At 69.4% G+C, this 20265-nt stretch carries 13 protein-coding genes and 10 pseudogenes; 7 read left to right on the forward strand and 16 right to left on the reverse strand.

All coding sequences use genetic code 11. The annotated features are described in order from the left end of the window. Window positions 1-20 precede the first annotated feature (20 nt). From ACZ8AI_RS15480 to ACZ8AI_RS15525, 10 genes and pseudogenes are all read right to left on the reverse strand, one after another. The gene (locus ACZ8AI_RS15480; RefSeq protein WP_464858932.1) at window positions 21-1409 is read right to left on the reverse strand and encodes an NtaA/DmoA family FMN-dependent monooxygenase; all 1389 of its coding nucleotides are present in this window, start codon (window positions 1407-1409) and stop codon (window positions 21-23) included. A 58-nt stretch (window positions 1410-1467) separates the two neighbouring features. Beyond that, window positions 1468-2151, reverse strand: a complete 684-nt coding sequence (locus ACZ8AI_RS15485) for a flavin reductase family protein (RefSeq protein WP_464858933.1) — start codon at window positions 2149-2151, stop codon at window positions 1468-1470. A gap of 106 nt (window positions 2152-2257) precedes the next feature. After that, window positions 2258-3935, reverse strand: a pseudogene (locus ACZ8AI_RS15490) (dipeptide ABC transporter ATP-binding protein). 81 nt (window positions 3936-4016) lie between these two features. Next, on the reverse strand, window positions 4017-4691 hold the full coding sequence (locus tag ACZ8AI_RS15495; protein WP_464858934.1) for a cysteine hydrolase family protein: 675 nt from the start codon (window positions 4689-4691) through the stop codon (window positions 4017-4019). A 10-nt stretch (window positions 4692-4701) separates the two neighbouring features. Continuing rightward, window positions 4702-6219: an ABC transporter substrate-binding protein gene (locus ACZ8AI_RS15500; RefSeq protein WP_464858935.1), complete on the reverse strand. Its 1518-nt coding sequence runs from the start codon at window positions 6217-6219 to the stop codon at window positions 4702-4704. 49 nt (window positions 6220-6268) lie between these two features. After that, window positions 6269-6580, reverse strand: a pseudogene (locus tag ACZ8AI_RS15505) (ABC transporter permease subunit); the annotation flags it as partial. 10 nt (window positions 6581-6590) lie between these two features. Next, a complete protein-coding gene (locus tag ACZ8AI_RS15510) occupies window positions 6591-7139 on the reverse strand; it encodes an ABC transporter permease (protein WP_464858936.1) in 549 nt (182 codons plus the stop codon). Next, window positions 7136-7657, reverse strand: coding sequence for an ABC transporter permease (locus ACZ8AI_RS15515; RefSeq protein WP_464858937.1), 522 nt, complete (start codon window positions 7655-7657; stop codon window positions 7136-7138). Before ACZ8AI_RS15515 ends, ACZ8AI_RS15510 begins: the two co-directional genes overlap by 4 nt. A gap of 107 nt (window positions 7658-7764) precedes the next feature. Continuing rightward, window positions 7765-8052, reverse strand: a pseudogene (locus tag ACZ8AI_RS15520) (glutathione ABC transporter permease GsiC); the annotation flags it as partial. Window positions 8053-8227: 175 nt separating this feature from the next. Continuing rightward, window positions 8228-9010, reverse strand: coding sequence for a UTRA domain-containing protein (locus ACZ8AI_RS15525; RefSeq protein ID WP_464858938.1), 783 nt, complete (start codon window positions 9008-9010; stop codon window positions 8228-8230). A 105-nt stretch (window positions 9011-9115) separates the two neighbouring features. Between ACZ8AI_RS15525 and ACZ8AI_RS15530 the strand changes: the two genes are divergently transcribed. After that, window positions 9116-9376: a hypothetical protein gene (locus tag ACZ8AI_RS15530; RefSeq protein WP_464858939.1), complete on the forward strand. Its 261-nt coding sequence runs from the start codon at window positions 9116-9118 to the stop codon at window positions 9374-9376. 237 nt (window positions 9377-9613) lie between these two features. On the opposite strand, the pseudogene dnaB reads toward ACZ8AI_RS15530, so the two are convergent. From dnaB to ACZ8AI_RS15560, 6 genes and pseudogenes are all read right to left on the reverse strand, one after another. Beyond that, a pseudogene (gene dnaB, locus ACZ8AI_RS15535) lies at window positions 9614-10980 on the reverse strand (replicative DNA helicase). Window positions 10981-11535: 555 nt separating this feature from the next. Then, window positions 11536-11979 (reverse strand): annotated as a pseudogene (gene rplI / locus ACZ8AI_RS15540) (50S ribosomal protein L9); the annotation flags it as partial. A 14-nt stretch (window positions 11980-11993) separates the two neighbouring features. Next, window positions 11994-12252 (reverse strand): annotated as a pseudogene (rpsR, locus tag ACZ8AI_RS15545) (30S ribosomal protein S18). 47 nt (window positions 12253-12299) lie between these two features. Further along, window positions 12300-12885 (reverse strand): annotated as a pseudogene (locus ACZ8AI_RS15550) (single-stranded DNA-binding protein). A gap of 3 nt (window positions 12886-12888) precedes the next feature. After that, window positions 12889-13272 carry a 30S ribosomal protein S6 gene (gene rpsF / locus ACZ8AI_RS15555; RefSeq protein ID WP_071291675.1) on the reverse strand — a complete coding sequence of 128 codons (384 nt, stop codon included), beginning with the start codon at window positions 13270-13272 and terminating at the stop codon, window positions 12889-12891. A gap of 200 nt (window positions 13273-13472) precedes the next feature. Further along, complete coding sequence (locus ACZ8AI_RS15560; RefSeq protein ID WP_464858940.1) at window positions 13473-14909, reverse strand: CCA tRNA nucleotidyltransferase; 1437 nt, start codon at window positions 14907-14909, stop codon at window positions 13473-13475. Here ACZ8AI_RS15560 and ACZ8AI_RS15565 point away from each other — a divergent pair. The 6 genes and pseudogenes from ACZ8AI_RS15565 (at window position 14908) to trxB (ending at window position 20170) form a co-directional block, all read left to right on the forward strand. Then, window positions 14908-16581, forward strand: a complete 1674-nt coding sequence (locus ACZ8AI_RS15565; protein ID WP_464858941.1) for a DUF6049 family protein — start codon at window positions 14908-14910, stop codon at window positions 16579-16581. The genes ACZ8AI_RS15560 and ACZ8AI_RS15565 overlap by 2 nt on opposite strands. A 70-nt stretch (window positions 16582-16651) precedes the next feature. After that, window positions 16652-16816 (forward strand): hypothetical protein, encoded by a 165-nt coding sequence (locus tag ACZ8AI_RS15570; RefSeq protein WP_464859272.1) that lies wholly within the window; start codon window positions 16652-16654, stop codon window positions 16814-16816. A gap of 26 nt (window positions 16817-16842) precedes the next feature. Further along, window positions 16843-17796: pseudogene (locus ACZ8AI_RS15575) on the forward strand (DUF6049 family protein); the annotation flags it as partial. A 62-nt stretch (window positions 17797-17858) separates the two neighbouring features. Beyond that, window positions 17859-18236 (forward strand): annotated as a pseudogene (locus ACZ8AI_RS15580) (lipid II flippase MurJ); the annotation flags it as partial. Between the two features lie 34 nt (window positions 18237-18270). Then, window positions 18271-19080, forward strand: coding sequence for a lipid II flippase MurJ (locus tag ACZ8AI_RS15585; protein WP_464858942.1), 810 nt, complete (start codon window positions 18271-18273; stop codon window positions 19078-19080). A gap of 92 nt (window positions 19081-19172) precedes the next feature. Then, a pseudogene (gene trxB, locus ACZ8AI_RS15590) lies at window positions 19173-20170 on the forward strand (thioredoxin-disulfide reductase). The last annotated feature ends 95 nt before the right edge of the window (window positions 20171-20265 follow it).

Below are 20265 nucleotides of genomic sequence, written 5' to 3' on the forward strand. Positions count from 1 at the left end.
GAGTGCTCCTGTCCCGACGCTCAGAACGCGGCGAGGTTCGCCTTGAACGTGGACTCGGGGTAGTCGCTGCGGACGAGGCCGCGCTTCCGGAGCTCCGGAGCCAGCCCCGATGCGATCTCGTCGATGTAGCGGCGGGAGTGCGTGCGCACCGGCTCGCCGCGGATCAGGAACCCGTCGCCACCGACGGCCTCCATGACCTCGTCCATCTGCTCGGCGACCGACGCCGGGGTGCCGACGAGCTCGACGGCCTCGGTCTGCTGGCCCATCAGGGCCTCGCGGATCGTCTTGCCCTGGGTGCGCTTCCGGAACTGCTCGAGCCCCGACTGGTGCCCGTTGGTGCTGACATCGTCGGGGAGCGGGGCATCGAGGTCGAACTGCTTGAAGTCGACCTCGGTGGTGATCGACATGATGCCGAGGATCGTCTCGATCTGGTCCTGGGTGAGCTCGTTCCGACGACGCGCGATCTCCTCGGCGTCCGCCTGCGTCTCGCCGAGCACCGGCTGGATGATGTACATGACCTTGACGTCGTCGGCGTCCCGGCCGTGCCCGACGGCCCGCGCGCGGATGTCGTCGCGGTACTCCCGCATCTGGTCGACGCCCTTCGGCGCCGAGAGCAGCACGTTCGCGTGCCGCGAGGCGAAGTCCCGGCCCTTGGGCGACCCACCGGCCTGGCAGATCACCGGGTGGCCCTGCGGCCCCGCCGGCAGGTTGAGCGGCCCGCGGACCTTGAAGTACTTCCCGTCGTGGTGGATCGGGTGCACCTTCGTGTGGTCGGCCAGGTACCCGGTCTCGCGGTCGGCGACGATCGCGCCCGGCTCCCACGAGTCCCAGAGGTCCTTGACCACGGTGATGAACTCGTCCGCCATCTCGTAGCGCTCGTCGTGCGGAAGCAGGTGGTCGAGGCCGTAGTTCTGCCCGGCGAGGTCCTCCGAGCTGGTGACGACGTTCCAGCCGACGCGGCCCTTCGTGAGGTGGTCCATGGTCGCCATCACGCGGGCGACGAGGAACGGCGGGTAGAACGACGTCGACATCGTCGCGATGAACCCCATGTGCTGGGTGACCTGCGCCAGCATCGGCAGGAGCGGCACCGGGTCGCCCTTGGGGGAGTGCAGCCCGTGCTTCAGGTCGTTCTCGGTGCTGCCACCGTAGGTGTCGCTGACGAGCGTGGAGTCCTCGAACATCATGAAGTCGAAGCCGGCGCGCTCGAGCGAGCGGGCCATGTCCATGTAGTACTCGCCGTTGAGCCAGGTGAGCAGGGTGTCCGCGGCCCAGGGGGACTTCCACGCGGGCGTCTTGAACGGGGTGAACCACGCGAGGTGGAAGGGTCGGCTGCCATTCGTGCTCCAGAGGGGACTGAGGTGGTGGTGTGACCATTCGAGCAGCGCGCGATTTCGCCGCGACTGCCGCACCGTGAGGATTCGATTACGCGGGCGGCTGGTCAGCGGTACCGGGCGCTGACCTGGGGTTTCAGGCGGAGGCGGGGATTTCCGCCTGCGGTTCGTGCGCGCCGGTGGTCCGGTCCGCCACCGCTCCCGCCAATACGCCGGAGCGGTGTCCGGCGAGCACCGCGTCGGCCGATGGCACCGGGATCCGGTACGCCGACGTGATGGTCGTGTAGAGCGCACCGCCGAGCCGGCCGACGGGGCGGTAGCGCTCGATGTCGATGCGTCCGCGGTCGTCGAGGACGCCGTCGTCGGTGTGCACGCCGACGACCTCGGCGAACACGAGCGTCGCGCCGGGCATCTCCTTCTCCTCGGCCGCCCGGCACTCCAGGGCGACCTTCGCGCCGGCGAGCCGCGGCGGGGTGACGACGGTGCTCGGTGTGGTGTCGAGTCCGAGCAGGGCGGCCTCGTCGACGTCGGCGTCGAACAGCGCCGCGGTGTCCGTCTGGGACGCCTCGAAGCCGTCTGTGACGAGGTTCACGACGAAGTCCCCGGTGTGCCGGATGTTGTCGAGCGTGTCCTTGCTGCCGGTGAACGACACCATGAGCATCGGCGGGTCCATCGTGACGAGCTGGAAGTAGCTGTACGGGGCGAGGTTGTACCCGCCGTCGGGCGAGACCGAACCGATCCAGGCGATCGGCCGCGGCACGACCGCGTTCTTGATCATCCAGATGAAGTCGACGTGTTCGGACGAGGTGTCGAGGTACATGCGGTGGCCTCCTGGGGCGCGTTCGTGGGACGGGTCGGCCGGGAGGCTCGGTGCGGATCCGGTGCGCCGGCGCGCCTCCCGGGGGCAGCCGGTCGCAGTGCCCGGCTCAGGCCGCGCGGTCGTCGTCCAGCACGCGGGCTCCGGGGATCGCTCGGAGCAGTGTCCGGGTGTACTCGTGCTGCGGGGCGCCGAAGATCTCGTCGGGGGTGCCGGACTCGACGACGTGGCCGTGGTCCATGACGTGCACGCGGTGCGACACCATCCGGACGACGGCCAGGTCGTGACTGATGAACAGGTACGCCAGCCCGAGTTCCTGCTGCAGTTCGACGAGCAGCTCGAGGATCTGTTCCTGCACCACGACGTCGAGGGCCGAGACCGCTTCGTCGAGGACCACGAGGTCGGTGTGGAGTGCGAGCGCGCGGGCGATGGCGACGCGTTGGAGCTGGCCGCCGGACATCTCGGTGGGCAGCTTGTCGGCCGTCGCCGCCGGCAGGGCGACCCGGTCGAGCAGGTCGAGGGCGCGGGCCTTCCGGGACACGGCGTCGCCGATGCCGTGCAGGACCATCGGTTCCTCGATGCTCCGACGGACGGTCCAGCGGGCGTCGAGCGACCCGTACGGGTTCTGGAACACCGGCTGCACGCGGCTGCGGAAGCGCATCAGGTCGGCGCCGCGGAGGCCGGACACCTCGGCACCGTCGAAGGTGATCGAGCCGCTCGTCTGTTGCTCGAGCGCGAGGACCATCTTCGCGGTCGTGGACTTGCCGGACCCCGACCCGCCGACGACCGCGACGGTCTCGCCGCGGGCGATGTCGAAGGTCGAGCCGGCCACCGCGACGAAGGGGTCCTGCCGCCGCCAGCCGCCGGAACGGATCGGGTACTCCTTGCGGACGTCGGTCAGCCGGACGAGGGGTTCGGCGGGCACCACCGGGATGTCCGTCCCGGTCGCTCGGGGGGCCGTCGCGACGGGGCCGTCGCCGACGAGCCGCACGGAACCGAAGTCCGGGGCTGCGGCGAGGAGTCGTTGCGTGTACTCGTGCTCCGGCCGCGCCAGGATCCCGGCGGCACGGCCCTGCTCGACGACGTCCCCGCGGTACATCACGAGGATCGTGTCGGCGCGCTCGGCGGCGAGGGGCAGGTCGTGGGTGATCAGGAGCACGGCGGGTGCCGAGTTCGCTCGTCAGCCGGTCGAGCTCGTCGAGGATCGTCCGCTGCACCGTGACGTCGAGGGCACTCGTCGGCTCGTCGGCGATGAGGAGCTTCGGGCGGCAGGCGAGCCCCATCGCGATGAGCACGCGCTGCCGCATGCCGCCGGAGAGCTCGTGCGGGTACTGGCGGGCGCGGCGCTCCGGCTCGGGGATCCCGACCATCTCGAGCAGCTCGACGACCCGGGTCCGCGCCGCAGCGCCCTTGGCGATGCCGTGCACCTCGAGCGCCTCGCGGATCTGGGTTCCGACGCGGTGGATGGGGTCGAGGTTCGACATCGGGTCCTGCGGCACCAGGCCGATGCCCTTGCCGCGGATGCCGACCATCGTGCGCTCGGGGGCGTCGTGGATCGGGACCCCGTCGAAGGCGATGCTCCCGTCCGAGATCCGGCCGTTGTCGGCGAGCAGGCGGTTCACGCTCGCCGCGGTCGTGGACTTGCCCGACCCGGACTCGCCGACGATGGCCAGGGTCTCCCCGGCGGCCAGGTCGAACGACACCCGGCGGATCGCCTCGAACTCACCGGTCGGGGTCGTGAACGTCACGGCCAGGTCGCGGACGGACAGGAGCGGCTGCTGCGTCATGGGGCTGCCTTCGGGACGGGAGCGGAACGTGCGAGGGGAAGCACGGGCCGGTCGACCTGACCGGCCCGTGCAGGGGTGGGACTAGACCGCGACGGTGGGGAGCGGGGTCCCCACGCGCGGCTGGGGCGTGCCCGCGAAGGACGGCGTGCCGCCCCACGATGTCTCGACGTCGGCGAGCTCGACGACCTCACCGAACGACCAGCCCATGCCGAACAGGGCGAAGTGGTTCCGCTCCGGCGTGAACTCGGCGACCGCGTCCCGCACCACGTAGGTGGCGTAGTCGCGCTGACCGGCGTCCCGCACGGTGGTCTCGACGCAGATGTTCGTCGTGACGCCGCAGACCACGAGGTTCCGGACGCCGAGTCCGGTCAGGACGGGTTCGAGCCGGGTGCCGTAGAAGGCGCTCGGACGGGACTTGTCGATCACGACCTCGTCGGGTCGGGCGCCGAGCTCGGGGATGAGCTCGATCTCGTCGGTGCCGTACCCGAGCGAGTTCGCCGCGATGCGGTCCGACGCCTTGGCGCCCTTCGTGACGCCGAAGTCGACCATGCCGGGCATGTAGACGTACCGGGTGAAGATCACCGGGACGCCGGCGGCGCGGGCGGCGTCGACGAGGGCGACGGTGCCGGGGATCGCGTGCCGGAGCGGGGTGACGTCGATGCCGGCGCGACCGAGCGAGTCGTCGTTGTCGAAGAACGCGCGCTGCATGTCGACGACGATGACGGCGGTGTTCTCGGTGGGGATGGTGGTGGTCATCGTGCGACTCCTAGTTGAAGAGGATCATGCCGTTGGGACGGGGCGTCCAGTCGAGCCCCTTGGTGACGCCGTACGTGTACGTGTCGGCGATGAGCGGCGCGTAGTACGTGTTGTCGTTGACGATCGTCGAGATCTTGCCGAGGTCGGCGTCGCGGGCGTCCTCGTCGGGCTCGGCGAGCTCCTTCTCGAGCAGTGCGTCGATCTCGGCGTTCTTCGCGTAGCCCTGACCGCCGGACTTCGTGAGCATCGTGAGCGGCAGGTCGGCGTCGAGCACCGACGGGGCGAACGCGTAGATGTACAGGCCGGAGAACTTGTTCGCGAACCAGTTCGACGAGAACGTCGAGAACTCCTGACCGTCGAGCTTCACCGTGATGCCGACCGTCTCGAGGTACTGCTGGATCGACTGCGCGAGCTGCTGGATCTGCGGCAGCGTCGTCGTCGGGTAGCTCAGCGTGATCGAGGACCCGTCGTACCCGGAGGCCTTGACGAGCTTCTTCGCCTCGGCGACGTCCTGCTCCGTGGGCTCGATCGAGTCGTCGTAGCCCTGGGTCACCGATGCGACGAGCTGGCTGGCCGGCTCGGTGGTGCCGGCCATGAGCTTCTCGGAGATCGCGTCGCGGTCGACGGCCAGGCTGACGGCCTTGCGGAAGTCGGCGTCGTCGAGCCACTTCGCGGTCGCGTTGAAGCCGGTGTAGATGACCCGGTTCGACTTCGTGTCGACGACGTCGATCGCGTCCGACGACTTCGCGGTGCCGACGCTGGCCGGTCCGAGCAGGGCGATGTCGAGGTCACCCGACTGCACCGAGTTGGCACGGGTGGTCTCGTCCGGCACGAACTGGAACACGACGTTCTCGTAGGTGCCCTGCTTGCCCCAGTAGTCCGGGTTCCGCTTCAGGGTGATGGAGTCGCCGCGGGTCCACTTCACGACCTCGTACGGGCCGGAGCCGACCGGCTTCTGGCCGAAGGCCTTCGCGCCCTCGGAGTAGATCGCCTCCGGCAGGATCGACACCAGGGTGACCTGACGGTCGAACGGCGCGTACGGGGTGTTCAGGTGGAACACGACGGTGGTGTCGTCGGTCGCCGCGAGGGAGTCGATCGCGGTCATGTACCCGCCGAGGTTCGACTCGGGGTCCTTCATCGCCGTCTCGTACGTGTAGACCACGTCGTCGGCGGTGACGGGGGACCCGTCGGAGAACTCGGCGTCGTCACGGAGCGTGAACGTCCACGTCGTCAGCGCGTCGTCGTGGGTCCACTCGGTCGCCAGGCCGGGCTCGACGCTGCCGTCCGTGCCGATGGTGGTGAGCTGGTCGAAGACGTTCTCGAAGACGTTGAGCGACTGCAGGTTCGTGTCGAACACCGGGTCGAGCGTCGACGGCTCCGCGGTGAGTGCTGCGGTGACGGTGTCCTTGGTGGTCGAGCCGCTGCCGGCGTCGGCGGACGAGAAGCCCGAGCAGCCGGTGAGCACGAGTGCCGCGGCGCCGGTGAGGCCGACCGCGACGAGCAGTCGGTGGATCCGGGGTGATGCCATGAGGGGGTGGTCCCTTCCGGGTCAGGGGGTGCAGGGGTGGGACGAGCGGTCAGCGGCGCGAGCGGCGCGCGGACAGACCCTGCGAGACGAACTGGACCCCGCCGATGACCATCAGGATCATCAGCGCGGGCAGGACGACGAGCGCGGGGTTGGTCTGGAGGTAGTTCTGGCCGTCGGCGATGAGTCCGCCGAGGCTGGGGGTCGGCGGCTGGATGCCGAGGCCGATGAAGGACAGCGAGGACTCGATCGTGATGACGGTGCCGACCTCGAACGCGGCGAGGATCGCGATCTGCGGCAGCACGTTCGGCAGCAGGTGGCGGCTGACGACCCACCAGCCGGAGCCCCCGGCAGCGGTCACGGCGGTGACGAACTCAACGCTCCCGCAGGGACACCGCGATGGACCGGGAGACGCGGCCGTAGCCGACCCAGTTCGTCAGCCCGAGCATCACCACCAGCAGGGTGGTGCTCGAGCCGAGCGCGGCGACCAGCACGATGAGGAGCAGGACGACGGGGATCGAGAGCTGCACGTCGGCGACGCCCATCAGGAACGCGTCGAGACGACCGCGGCGCCAGCCGGCGACGAGCCCGATCGCGAGGCCGAGCACCATCGAGATGAGCACGGCGCCGAAGGCCACGACGAGCGAGGTCCGCGTCGCCACCGACAACCGGCTGAGCAGGTCACGGCCCAGCGCGTCCGTGCCCAGCAGGTGCGCGCCGCTCGTGAACGGCTTCTGCTGCGCACTCGCGAGGTCCTGCGTGTACGGGTTGAAGCCGGGCAGGAACGGCACCACCAGGACGACCAGCGCGACGATCACGAGCATCACGGTCGCGACGACGAGCGAGGGTGCTGCGCCGACGAGTCCGGCGGTGAGGGACCGCGCCTGGGTGCGTGTGCGGAGCCGGGTCGTTGCCTGGGTCATGAGAGCCTCACTCGGGGGTCGAGCACCGCGTAGAGCATGTCGACGATGAAGTTGATGGCGACGAAGAGCATCGCGATGAGCACGACGCCGGCCTGCACGATCGGGTAGTCCCGCTCGGTGACGCCCTGCACGATCAGGCGTCCGAGGCCCGGCCAGTTGAAGACCATCTCGAGCACGACCGTGCCGCCCATCAGCACGCCGAGGTTGATGCCGGCGATCGTGATGACGGGCAGGAGCGCGTTCGGGAGCATGTGCCGCACGACGATCCGTCCGCGGGAGACGCCCTTCGCACGGGCGGTCCGGACGTAGTCGAGGGTCCGTGACTCGTCGAAGGACGACGAGATGAGCCGGAGGTACAGAGCCACCTCGAACGTGGCGATCGTCGCGACGGGGAGCACGAAGCTCGCGTAGCTCGTGCGGCCGATCGCGGGGAGGAGTCCGAGCGAGACGGAGAAGACGAGCACCAGGAGGATGCCGAACAGGTACGGGGGATCGCCTGGCGAACCGTCGCGAGCCACATCAGCGTCGACCGGAGCCGCTTGCTGCCGGTGGTCTCGGCGGCGACGGCCAGGGCCACGGCGAGCGCGAAGCCGATCGCGAACGAGGTCACGGCGAGCTCGACGGTGTTCGGGAGCCGCTCGAGGACGAGCCCGAGGGCGGACTGTCCCTGGCGGATCGAGTCCCCGAGGTCGCCACGGAACGCGCCGGCCATGAAGTCGACGTACTGCACGAGCAGCGGTCGGTCGAGGCCGAGGCTGTGCCGGGCGGCGTCCACGTCGGCCTGGGTCGCCTGGTCGGGCAGCATGAGCCGGACGGGGTCGCCGGTCAGCCGGGCGAGTACGAAGGCGAACGTGAGCACGGCGAGGACCGTGACGACGATCCGCGCGACGCGGGAGCCGATGAACCGCACCATGGGACGGTCCTTCCTTCTGGGCGTGGGCCGAGGTGGTCACCTCGGTGTGCAGGTGACGCTATGTGCCGATTGATTCCGCACCGTGACCTGTCGGTAACGGTTGATTGCGCGCCGTCGATCCGCATGGGCAAGCCGATCGGCGGCGTTTCCGCCGCCGAGGGTGAAGCCGTGCGGGTCAGCGCGGGGGCGTCTGGGTGTTGAGCATCGCGGGCACGTCGTCGTGCTTCGCCCACAGGGCCACTCGGTCGCCGCGGTAGTGGCCGTAGGCGAGCATCCCGACGCGACCGTCGGCGCCGCGCACGAGCGTCTCGCGCACCAGGATCGCGGCACCGACCGCGACCTTGAGCACCTTGGCGGTGCGCTCGTCGCAGTTCACCGCCTCCACGGTCGCCTCGACGTGCGACAGCGCGACCTGCCGCATCGCGTTGAGTCGGGCGTCCCGGTCGTCGTCGTCCACGAGCAGGTCCGGTGCGTCCATCGGGTAGTACCCGACGAGCACCCCGAGTGGTTCGCCGCCGCGGGTGACGAGGTCCTCGCGCATCAGCACGTACTCGTCGTCGATCTCCAACCGGCTGCGGATGTGCTCGTCGGCCAGCACGGTGGCGCGTTCGAGCTCGGTCAGCTCGAGGTCCACCGAGGGGCGGTCGGGGTCCTCCTCGGCACGGGTCCAGCCGCCGATCGGCAGGAGTTCCAGCAAGGGCAGTTCGGAGATCGAGGCCACGACGCTCGTCCCGATGCGCTGCCTGCGTTCGATGAGTCCCTCGGCACCGAGCATCGACAGCGCCGAACGGATGCTATTCCGGCTCATCATCATCGACATGATGAGGCTCTGTTCCTCGACCGGTCGTCCGGCGGAGAGCACGCCACGGCGGATGCTCGCCCGCAGGAGCACGTGAGCCCGCCGGGGTGAGGATCTGCAGGAGTTCCCGGATACGCTGACCGCTTCCGCTCCGGGCACGGCCGATGGCCTCGGTGAGTTCCGTCTGGGTGTACACGACGCGCCTCCAGTCCGGAGCCGACAGTGCCATCGGCCCCTCGGTGGAGGTGAGCCTATGGACGACGCGTGTCGCTCAACTACCCCGGAGTGTTACGTGTTGATTACGCGGTGGTCGAAGTCGGGCGCACGGGTCAGTGCCCGAGCTTGACCTGGAACACCCCGGCGATGATCAGCGCGACCGGGCAAACCTCAGCGTGTCCACGGTTCGCGGAAGTGAACCGCACCAACATCGCCGTCAGGGGAAGGCCGGTCGCGGCCCAGATCCGCCTGAGTGAGGGCGCACCGGAGGTCCTCTCAAGCGATCGGCTGCTGGTACGTCCCAAATGACCAGGGGTCTTCTGAAGGTCTTTGGTGGAGCCGACACGTAGTCGGCGGTGAGACCGTAGCTGGCGCTGTGACCTCGAGCACCCATCCTCAATGCGCCAACGCCGTTTCCGCGAACAGTCACAAGAGCTCAGGGGCTTATGATTCCTGCCGCCACAGCTAGCCGGACAACTAGATCATCTCAGGGGCAAGATCGCACCGGCTCCGGACAAGTTGGCTGGCGGACGACAACACACCGCCTCACTGCGGCATGTCGACGAACCGCGAGAACATCCCGTGGAACGCCACCGTGATGGTGTCCGTCGGCCCGTTGCGGTGCTTCGCCACGATGGAGGTCCGCCTCGCCCTGCCGCGGGTTGTCCTTCTCGTACGCCGACTCACGGTGCAGCAGGATCACCATGTCGGCGTCCTGCTCGATCGAGCCCGATTCGCGGAGGTCGGAGATCTGCGGCTTCTTGTCGGCGCGCTGCTCGGGACCACGGTTCAGCTGCGACAGCGCCACGACGGGCACCTGGAGCTCCTTCGCCATGAGCTTCAGCGCACGCGAGAACTCGGAGACCTCCTGCTGGCGGCTCTCGACCTTCTTGCCCGAGGTCATCAGCTGCAGGTAGTCGATGACGACCATGCGGAGGTTGTGCTGCTGCTTGAGGCGACGGCACTTCGCGCGGATCTCGACGAGCGTCATGTTGGGGGAGTCGTCGATGAAGAACGGGGCGTCGTTGATGCGCCCACGGGTCTGCGCGATCGTCGTCCAGTCGCGGGAGTCGACGGTGCCCTTGCGCATGTTCTGCAGCGGCACGCTCGGCTCGGCGGAGAGCAGACGCATCGCGATCTCGGCGCGGCCCATCTCGAGCGAGAAGAACGCGGCGGTCTCGTTGTGCTTGATGGCTGCCGCACGGCTCAGGTCGAGCGCGAGGGTCGACTTCCCGAGTGCGGGGCGGGCAGCGATGATGATGAGCTGCCCGGGGTGGAAGCCGTTGGTGAGGCCGTCGAGCTGCGCGAAGCCGGTGGGCACGCCGGTCATCTGGCCGTCACGGCCCTTGGCGGCCTCGATCTCGTCGAGGGCGGCGGAGATGGCCTCGGTCAGCGGGACGTAGTCCTCGGTCTGCACGCCGCCAGCGACGTTGTAGACCTCGGCCTGGGCGCTGTTGACGAGGTCGGTGACCTCGCCCTCGGACGCGTAGCCCATCTGCACGATCCGGGTCCCCGCGTCGACGAGGCGGCGGAGCACGGCCTTCTCGGCGACGATCGCGGCGTAGTAGCCGGCGTTCGCCGCGGTGGGCAGCATGCTCGTGACGCTGTGCAGGTACTCGGCACCGCCGGCGCGGGAGAGCAGGCCGGTCTTGGTCAGCTCGTCGGTGACGGCGATGACGTCCGTGGGCTCGCCGTGCGAGTAGAGCGACAGGATCGCGTCGAAGATGACCTCGTGCTTGGGGATGTAGAAGTCCACGCCACGAGCGGTCTCGATCACGTCGGCCACGGCGTCCTTCGACAGGAGCATGCCACCGATGGTCGACTGCTCCGCCAGGGGGTCGTGGCGGCGTGCGCTCCATGCCACCGCGCTCCGCGTAGTCCTGCGGTGCGGGGTCCAGATGCGCGATCGACACACGTACTCCTCTTGTTCGAGCGACGGAACTTGCTGAACGAACGGATCGACCGGACAGCCCGACCGTGCCAGTTCTACCCCGGGCGACCGACATCGCCGAGTCGCTGGGCCAAGCTACGGGGACAGAGTTATCCCCAGCAAACGCCCCTGTGGATAACTCTGTGGAGGAAGTTTGCGGAACACGCCGGAATGCTGTGTGGACAACTGTGGACTGGGCTGTGGACAAGTAGGGTGGGGAACACACTTTCGACCACTTGACCTGGGGTTTCCTGTTTCACACCATGTGTGGAGAACCCGGGTTCAACTACCCTTGAAGGTTCCGATTTGACACGGTTCCCCTGTGCAAAAACGGTTGACAAACCGGAACCTGAGGACGACTTTCCCAAGCCGTTCCCAGCAAACTGGACCGTGTCTGAGCGGTAACCCGTCAGCCCAGCGCACGCCGCGCCTCCAGGCCGGAACGAGACGCGACCATCCCCTCGCCAACGCAACGACGGGCGGGCCTCCCGGAGGAGACCCGCCCGTCGTGAGCGGTGGTGCTGCCGGACCTATTGGCAGCGACGACCTGGAGCGAGATCACAGCAGTGATGTCCTCGCGCAGACGCACGGTGGCCTCGTGGTCACCGACGGTCTTGATGGTCGCGGGGACCTCGACCTTGCGCTTGTCGAGCGAGCCGACACCCTGCGCCTGGACGGCGTCAGCGACGTCGCCCGGACGGACGGAGCCGAACAGACGGCCGTCCTTGCCGGCCTTGACGGTCAGCTTGATGGTCGCGTTCTCGAGCTTCATCTTGAGGTCCTGGGCCTCTTCGATGGTGGCGAGCTCGCGTGCGGCACGTGCCGCACGGATCGACTCGACCTGCTTCTCGCCGCCCTTGGACCACGAGACAGCGAAGCCCTGCGGGATCAGGTAGTTGCGGGCGTAGCCGTTCTTGACGTCGACGACGTCACCGGCGGAACCGAGGCCGGAGACCTCGTGCGTGAGGATGAGCTTGGACATGGTGATCCTCCTGATCAGCGGCCGGAGCCGGCGTAGGGGAGGAGCGCCATCTCACGGGCGTTCTTCACGGCACGGGCGATGAGGCGCTGCTCCTGGACGGAGACGCCGGTGATGCGACGGGCGCGGATCTTTCCACGCTCCGAGATGAACTTGCGAAGGGTCGCGACGTCCTTGTAGTCGATGACGCCGACCTTGATCGACTTCGCGGGAGCGGCGTTCTTGCCGCCCTTACCGCGAGAGCTTCCGGCGGTCGCCGGTGCTCTTTCCAGCCATTGTTTGTCCTTAAGAAGAAGAAGTTGTGTCCGTTGAACCGCGGAGGATCAGAACGGGGTCTCGTCGTCGTACGTGCCACCCGGGGTGCTCCACACGTCGTTCGACTGTGCGTTGCCGCCCTGCTGGCCACCCTGGGGGGACCAGGGTGCGTCCGACTGACCGCCGTTGCCACCGTTGCCGCCGTTGTTCCAGTTGCCGCCGCCGTTGCCGCCGGCGCCGCTGTTGCCAGCGCCACCACCGACCTGGCCACGACCGCCGCCGGCCCCACCCGCAGCGCGGGTGACCCAGTGCGGTCGCGTAGCGGAGCGAGGGGCCGATCTCGTCGACCTCGAGCTCGATGCTCGTGCGCTGCTGGCCCTCACGGTCCTGGTAGGAGCGCTGACGGAGGCGACCCTGCGCGATGACGCGCGAGCCCTTCGTCAGTGAGCCCGCCACGTGCTCGGCGAACTCGCGCCACACGCTCGCGCGGAGGAACAGCGCGTCGCCGTCCTTCCACTCGTTCGCCTGACGGTCGAACGTGCGAGGAGTGGACGCGATGGTGAAGTTCGCCACGGCGAGCCCGTTCTGCGTGTAGCGCAGCTCCGGGTCCGCGGTGAGGTTGCCCACCACCGTGATGACGGTTTCGCCGGCCACGGGTTACTCGGCGCTCGCGGTCGCGGTTGCGGTCGCGTTGGCGGCCTTGCGGGCCGCGCGGGCCTCGTCGCGCTGCTTCTGGGCGGCGACCTGCGCGATGCCCTCTTCGGCGCGGAGGACCTTCGTGCGGAGCACGGCCTCGGAGAGGCCGAGCTGGCGGTCCAGCTCCTTGGCGGAGTCGGCGGACGACGTGAAGTTCACGACGGCGTAGATGCCCTCGGACTTCTTCGCGATCTCGTAGGCGAGCCGGCGACGGCCCCAGACGTCCACGTTGTCGACGGTGCCACCGTCGTTGCGGATGACCGCGAGGAACTTGTCCAGGCTGGGAGCGACGGTGCGCTCATCGATCTCGGGGTCGAGGATCGCCATCAGTTCGTACTGGTGCATGCGGAACCCACCTCCTCTGGTCTCAGCGGCCCCGGGCAGTTCCCGGGGCAGGAGGGGTTGATGCATGTGTCCTGCCACACAGATGCGTGCGGACAACCCGGCAAGCTTAGCGGACGGCCTGGAGGCGCGCCACCGGCTGTGGAGAACCGCTCGCCCCCGTCAGACGGTCGGTGCCCGGTCTCGACGTGGCCGGTCGACCGTCAGGCGGTCGCGTCCCGCGCCGCCCACCAGTCGCGCAGACGCGCCTCGGCGTCGTCCTCGCCGAGGGGTCCCTCGTCCATGCGCACCTCGAGGAGGAAGCGGTACGCCTCACCGACGGCACGCCCCGGCGGGATGTCGAGGATCCGCATGATGTCGTCCCCCGACAGGTCGGGCCGGATCGAGTCGAGCTTCTCCTGCTCGGACAGCACCCTGATGCGGTCCTCGAGGTCGTCGTACGCGAACGCCAGCCGGTCGGCCTTCCGCCGGTTCCGGGTCGTGACGTCGGACCGGGTGAGCTCGTGCAACCGCTCGAGCTGGTCGCCGGCGTCGCGCACGTACCGGCGCACCGCGGAGTCGGTCCAGGCGCCCTCGGTGTAGCCGAAGAAGCGGAGGTGCAGCTCGATGAGCCGACTCACCGCGGCGATCGTGTCGTTGTCGAACCGCAGGGCCCGGAGGCGCTTCTTCGCGAGCTTCGCGCCGACGAGGTCGTGGTGGTGGAAGCTCACGGCGCCGGCGGGCTCGAGCTTGCGGGTCGCGGGCTTGCCGATGTCGTGCAGCAGGGCGGCCAGGCGGAGCACGGTATCCGGCGCCGCACCGGGGTGCCGCTCGGCCTCGTAGTCGATCGCCTGCGTCAGGACGGTCAGCGAGTGCTCGTAGACGTCCTTGTGGTGGTGGTGCTCGTCGATCTCGAGGCGCATGGCCGGGAGCTCCGGCAGGAACCGCTCGGCGAGACCGGTGTCGACGAGCAGGCGCACGCCGTCGACGGGCTCGGCGGTGTTCAGCAGCTTCACGAGTTCGTCCCGCACGCGCTCGGCCGACACGATCTCGATCGAGTCGACCAGGTCGGTCATCGCCTCGCGCACCTCGTCCGAGACGGTGAACCCGAGCTGCGCCGTGAACCGGGCCGCACGCATCATCCGGAGCGGGTCGTCGCGGAAGGACACCCGGGCCGCCTGCGGCGTGTGCAGCCGCCGGGCGAGCAGGTCCTCGACGCCGCCGTGCACGTCGACGAGCTCGCGGGCCGGCAGACGCAGCGCCATCGCGTTCACCGTGAAGTCGCGGCGCAGCAGGTCGTCCTCGATGGTGTCGCCGAAGGCGACCTCGGGCTTCCGGGTCTCACCGTCGTAGACGTCGCTGCGGTAGGTGGTGATCTCCACCTGCTCGCCGGCGACCCGCGCGGCAATGGTGCCGAACTGGCGGCCGACGTCCCACGTGGCGCTCGCGATCGGCTCGACGATCGCCAGGATGTCGTCCGGTCGGGCGTCGGTCGTGAAGTCGAGGTCGGTCACCGGGCGGCCGAGGAAGGCGTCACGGACGGGCCCGCCGACGAGAGCGAGTTCGTGTCCGGCGTCGGCGAAGGCCCGAGCGAGGAGGGCGACGGGCTCGGTGACGGCGAGTGCGTCGAGTCGTTCGACGGCCTGGGCAACGGACTGCATGACGGTCCTCATCCTCCCAGATGGATGCCCCGAGTTCTCCACGACGTGCGCGCGCACGGGGAGCGTTCATGGTCGCGCCTCCATACACTCGTCACGGCCCGAACCGACCCGGGGCCCTCCCGCATGCAGATCTTCCGCACCACGCTCGCCGCCGCGGCGACGGCACTCGTCGCCCTCGGTCTCGTCGTCGCGCCCGCGGCGACCGACGGAGCACCAGGGCCTCCACGGCCGGCAGCACGACGTCCCGGACGGCCCACCCTGCGGCCGCCGCGCAGGGAAGACGACGGTCTCGATCGCCCCGGCCGACCGCGGGATCGTCCGCCGCGACGAGGACCTCGAGCTGTCGGTCACCGTGACGAACGACACCGATTCGGACGTCCCCGCGGGCACCGTGGACCTCGACATCTTCCGTCAGGTGAGCACGCGCGACGTCCTCGCCGACTGGCTTTCCGACACCACCACGACGGGTTACCTCGGCCCCGCGATGGACTCCGTGGACGTCCCGGCGGTCCCAGCGCACCGATCGGTCACGCTCGGCTCGGTGAAGATCGTGTCCGGCAACGTCGCCCTCGGCGGGTACTCGTCCTTCGGCGCCCGGCGCATCGCGGCCGAGTACACCGCGGGTGACACATACGCCGTCGCACGCTCGGCGATCACCTGGTACCCCGACTTCGAGCAGACGCCGGTCAGTGTCTCCGTGGCGATGCCGATCACGATGCCGAAGACCGGGGACGGCATCCTCGGCCCCGGTGCCCTCGCCGCCGCGACCGCCGTGGACGGCACCCTGACGCAGCAGCTCGCTCGCCGCCGAGGACTACAACGTCGCCGTCGCGATCGACCCGCGGATCATCGCCTCGATCCGATCCTCGGCGAGGACGCCCTCGTCGGCGGTCACCTGGCTGAACCGGCTCGAGTCGCTCCGCAACGAGACCTTCGCCCTGCCCTACGCCGACGCGGACGTCACCGGGCTGCGCCAGGCCGGGGCGAACGGCATCCTCTCGCCCATCTCTCCCTCGACCAGGCCGTCGACGAAGACCCACTTCCCCGGTGCCGCGACCGCCACGCCGACCCCCACGTCCGGAGCCGTCAACCCCCACCGCCGACCCGGGCGCGACCGACACGCCCCGTCCGACGGTGCGACCGCCGGTGCCGACAGCTCCGCGGACGACCAGGGCACGGACGACCAGACGCCGTCCGTCCTGGCCACGACGCAGCCGGGCAAGCTCGACTTCCCCTACTCGATGGACTCCATCGCCTGGCCGGCCGACGGCACCGTCGCCGCGGCGGACCTGCCCGCGCTCGCGAAGGCCGGCACGAAGACCACGATCGTGCTCGAGGCGGCAACACCTCCGCCGGAGCAGACACCACGATCGCCGCGTCCGGAGCAGATCGATGGCCAGCACGTCCCTCGTCTCCGACCAGGCCACGTCGACGCTCCTCCGCACCGCCGCCGAGGGCGACGAACCAGCAGGCCTGGGCGACGGCGATGTCCCGGAAGCTCACCGCCCGCTCGCCACCTCGGCTCGTGCAGACTCCGCCGGGGGACCGATCACTCCCTCACGCTCGACCGCTCGTGGCCGACGGAACTCCGAGCGCCTCGGCCAGGCGCTCGACGCGATCGAGAGCACGCCCTGGGTCGCCCCGGCCGACCTGTCCTCGGCATCGGCGGTGACCCCCGGTTCACTCACCCTCACGGCCGGGGTCATGGACGGCGATGCCCGCACGGCCAGCTCGAACAGCTCGTGCAGGGCGAAGAGGACCTGACCGCCTACTCCTCGGCGGTGGACGACCCGAACGCCCTGACCGCGCCGGCACGGCTCAACCTGCTCGCGCTCGCGGTCGAACGCGTGGCGCGCTTCGACCCGGACGCGTTCGCCACCGCGGTGGACTTCCGCGTGGCGAACTGAGGCGGACGTCGTCTCGCAGGTGGGGCATCGTCGACTCGAGCTCGCTGACGCTGCTCGGTGACCGCTCGTCCCTGCCGATCTCGGTCCGGAACAGCCTCAAGTACCCGGTCACGGTGCGACTCTCGGTGCAGCCGTCGAACTCCGCGCTCCGCATCGTGCGGAACGACATCGAGGTGAAGATCCAGCCCGAGTCCTCGACCCGCACGACGGTGCCCGTGCAGTCCGTGGCGAACGGCAAGGTCAACCTGACCATGTCCCTGTCGAGTCCCACCGGCGTCAAGATCTCGAGCCCGGCGACCGTCGAGCTCAACGTGCAGGCGCAGTGGGAGACGGTCATCACCGCGGCCGCCGCGGTCGCTCTCGTCGCGATCTTCGGCTTCGGCATCTTCCGGAGCATCCGCAAGCGGATCCGACGCCGGAACGGCGAGCTCGACGACGAGGACGACGACGACCCGAACCGGCCCCTGGAGGTCCAACCGGTGGTCGCCGGTGACCGCCTGCCGGCCGCGAGCGCGACCGACGGACGCGCGCCGTTCCTCCAGGCCGACACCGCACCCCGCGACGAACCGTCCGCGACCACCCAGGAGCCGACCATCAGCGCCAGCCAGCCCCAGCCCTCCGTCGACGCGGAACCGGTGGCCGAGCGCAGCCTCGGCCGGGCGAGTGCGATGCTCGCCGCGGGGACGATGGTCTCGCGCGTCCTCGGGTTCGCGAAGACGTTCGTCCTGGCCTTCGCCATCGGCAACACCGGTTCCGACGCGGCGAACGCCTTCGCGGTCTCGAACCAGCTGCCGAACAACATCTACGCGCTCATCGCCGGCGGTCTGCTCTCCGCGGTGCTCATCCCGCAGATCGTGCGCTCCATGAAGCAGCACACCGACGGCGGTACCGCGTACGTCAACAAGATCGTCACGCTCGGCGGCTCGGCGTTCCTGGTCATCACGGTCGCCGCGACCCTGCTCGCCCCGGTGCTGGTCCGGCTCTACAGCCAGAGCGCCGGCGACGGGGGCAGGGGTTCAGTGCGTCGACGACAGACCTGGCCGTGGCGTTCGCGTTCTGGTGCCTGCCGCAGATCCTCTTCTACGCGATGTACTCGCTGCTCGGCGAGGTCCTCAACGCCAAGCAGGTGTTCGGACCGTTCACCTGGGCGCCGCTCATCAACAACGTCATCGCGATCGCCGGGCTCATCGTCTTCATCGCGCTGTTCGGCGGCCGGGGCGAGAACGCCTCCACCGACGACTGGACGCCCCTGAAGATCGCCGTCCTCGCCGGGAGCGCGTCGATCGGTGTCTTCGCGCAGGCGGCGTTCCTGCCGCTGTTCTGGCGCCGGGCCGGTCTGCGGTTCCGGCCGGACTTCCGGTGGCGCGGCGTCGGCCTCAAGGCGACCGGCACGGCCGCCGGGTGGCTGTTCGCGATGATCCTCGTGACGCAGCTCGCCGGCATCGTGCAGGCCCGTGTGGCGTCGCTCGCGACGGGCGCCGAACGCGACGCTCAGCACGACCTGGCTGCTGTTCATGCTGCCGCACTCGATCATCACGGTGTCGATCGCGACGGCGTACTTCACCCGGATGAGCCACGACGCCGAGCGGGGGGACCTGGCCGCCGTCCGCCGGAACCTGTCCCTGTCGCTCCGGATCGTCGGGCTGTTCACCGTGTTCGCGTCGGTGGCGCTCATCGTCACGGCGATGCCCTTCGCCCGCATCTGGGAGAACGAGTTCGGCAACACCCAGGCGATGGCCCTCGTGCTCGTCGCCTACATGCCCGGCCTCGTGCTGTTCAGCATGCTCTTCATCATCCAGCGCGTCTTCTGGGCCATGCACGACCACCGCACGCCGTTCCTCATGCAGCTCATGCAGTCCGGTCTCTTCGTGATCGGCGCCCTGTCCGTCGCGATGCTGCCCGGTTCGGCCATCGGTGTCGGCATCGCCGTCTGCACGACCATCGCCGGGTCCGCGCAGACCATCGTCGCCCTCGTGCTCGTCCGCAAGCGCCTCGGTGGCATCGAGGGACCGATCGTGACCCGCTCGCACGTGCAGTTCATCATCGCGGCCCTCATCGCCGGCGTGGCCGGCCTGCTCGTCGCGAACTTCTTCGGCGCGTTCTCATCGGACGGCTTCGCGATGGCCGACGTCACCGGCGCCCTGATCACCCTCGTGCTCACGGGTGCGGTGATGGTCGTCGTGTACTTCGGCGCCCTCGTCGTCGCGAAGAACGGCGAGATCGCGAACGCCGTGTCGCTGCTGCGCAGCCGGCTCGGCCGCTGACGGTTGCCTGACCGGCGCTCGGGCCCCGTGGAATGTCCCGCCGGTACCATGTGTTGACCCGGTCAGCGATCTCAACGGAAGGGCTCCCAGGCATGCGCCAGCTCATCATCATCGGTTCCGGCCCGGCCGGGTTCACCGCCGGCATCTACGCCGCGCGCGCGGAACTCAAGCCCTCATCGTCGCCTCGAGCGTCGAGACCGGCGGCGAGCTCACCAAGACGACCGAGGTCGAGAACTTCCCGGGCTTCCCCGAGGGGATCCAGGGCCCGGACCTCATGATCAAGATGCAGGAACAGGCCGAGAAGTTCGGCGCCGAGGTCCTGTACGACGACGCCGTCTCGGTCGACCTGACCGGCAAGGTCAAGAAGGTCACCGTCGGCTCCGGCGAGACGTACGAGGCCCTCGCGGTCATCTACGCGACCGGTTCGGCGTACCGTCATCTCGGTCTCGCCGACGAGGAGCGCCTGTCCGGCCACGGCGTCAGCTGGTGCGCGACCTGCGACGGTTTCTTCTTCCGGCAGAAGAACATCGCCGTCGTCGGTGGTGGCGACTCCGCCATGGAGGAAGCGACGTTCCTCACCCGCTTCGCCGACAAGGTGACGGTCATCCACCGCAAGGACAGCCTGCGTGCATCGAAGATCATGCAGGACCGCGCGATGAACGACCCGAAGATCGAGTTCGCGTGGAACAAGGAGGTCACCGGCATCACGGGTGCCTCCGCGGTGGAGGGCGTCACGCTGCAGGACACCGTCACGGGCGAGCAGTCCGAGCTCGCACTGGACGGCCTGTTCATCGCGATCGGCAACGACCCACGCACGCACCTCATCCACGGCCAGATCGACATCGCACCCGAGGGCACCATCGCCGTGCAGGGCCGCACCTCGAAGACCAACCTGCCCGGCGTCTTCGCCGCGGGTGACGTCATCGACCCGACGTACCGACAGGCCATCACCGCTGCCGGCTCCGGCACGGTCGCCGCGCTCGACGCCGAGAAGTACCTCGCCGACCTCGAGGACGAGCTGACCGACCAGGCGGACGGCGTCTCGCCGACCGAGCCCGCGATGGTCGACGTCACGGCCGCTCGCGCCTGACCGGCGGCGCGGCCGCCCGGCGGCTCGGCCGACCGGCGGCTCGGCCGACCAGCTGACCGGCCGCGTCCGCGCGGAATACCACGACGGCTCGGCCG

It is taken from the genome of Curtobacterium sp. AC273, from assembly GCF_979253735.1.

What these genes read in the sequence shown, in the direction of transcription:
- ACZ8AI_RS15565 (WP_464858941.1), top strand. Translation starts at nt 14,908, where the DNA reads ATGACGGTCCTCATCCTCCCAGATGGATGCCCCGAGTTCTCCACGACG.
- ACZ8AI_RS15560 (WP_464858940.1), bottom strand. Translation starts at nt 14,909, where the DNA reads ATGCAGTCCGTTGCCCAGGCCGTCGAACGACTCGACGCACTCGCCGTC.
- ACZ8AI_RS15500 (WP_464858935.1), bottom strand. Translation starts at nt 6,219, where the DNA reads ATGGCATCACCCCGGATCCACCGACTGCTCGTCGCGGTCGGCCTCACC.
- ACZ8AI_RS15510 (WP_464858936.1), bottom strand. Translation starts at nt 7,139, where the DNA reads ATGACCCAGGCAACGACCCGGCTCCGCACACGCACCCAGGCGCGGTCC.
- ACZ8AI_RS15485 (WP_464858933.1), bottom strand. Translation starts at nt 2,151, where the DNA reads ATGTACCTCGACACCTCGTCCGAACACGTCGACTTCATCTGGATGATC.
- rpsF (WP_071291675.1), bottom strand. Translation starts at nt 13,272, where the DNA reads ATGCACCAGTACGAACTGATGGCGATCCTCGACCCCGAGATCGATGAG.
- ACZ8AI_RS15495 (WP_464858934.1), bottom strand. Translation starts at nt 4,691, where the DNA reads ATGACCACCACCATCCCCACCGAGAACACCGCCGTCATCGTCGTCGAC.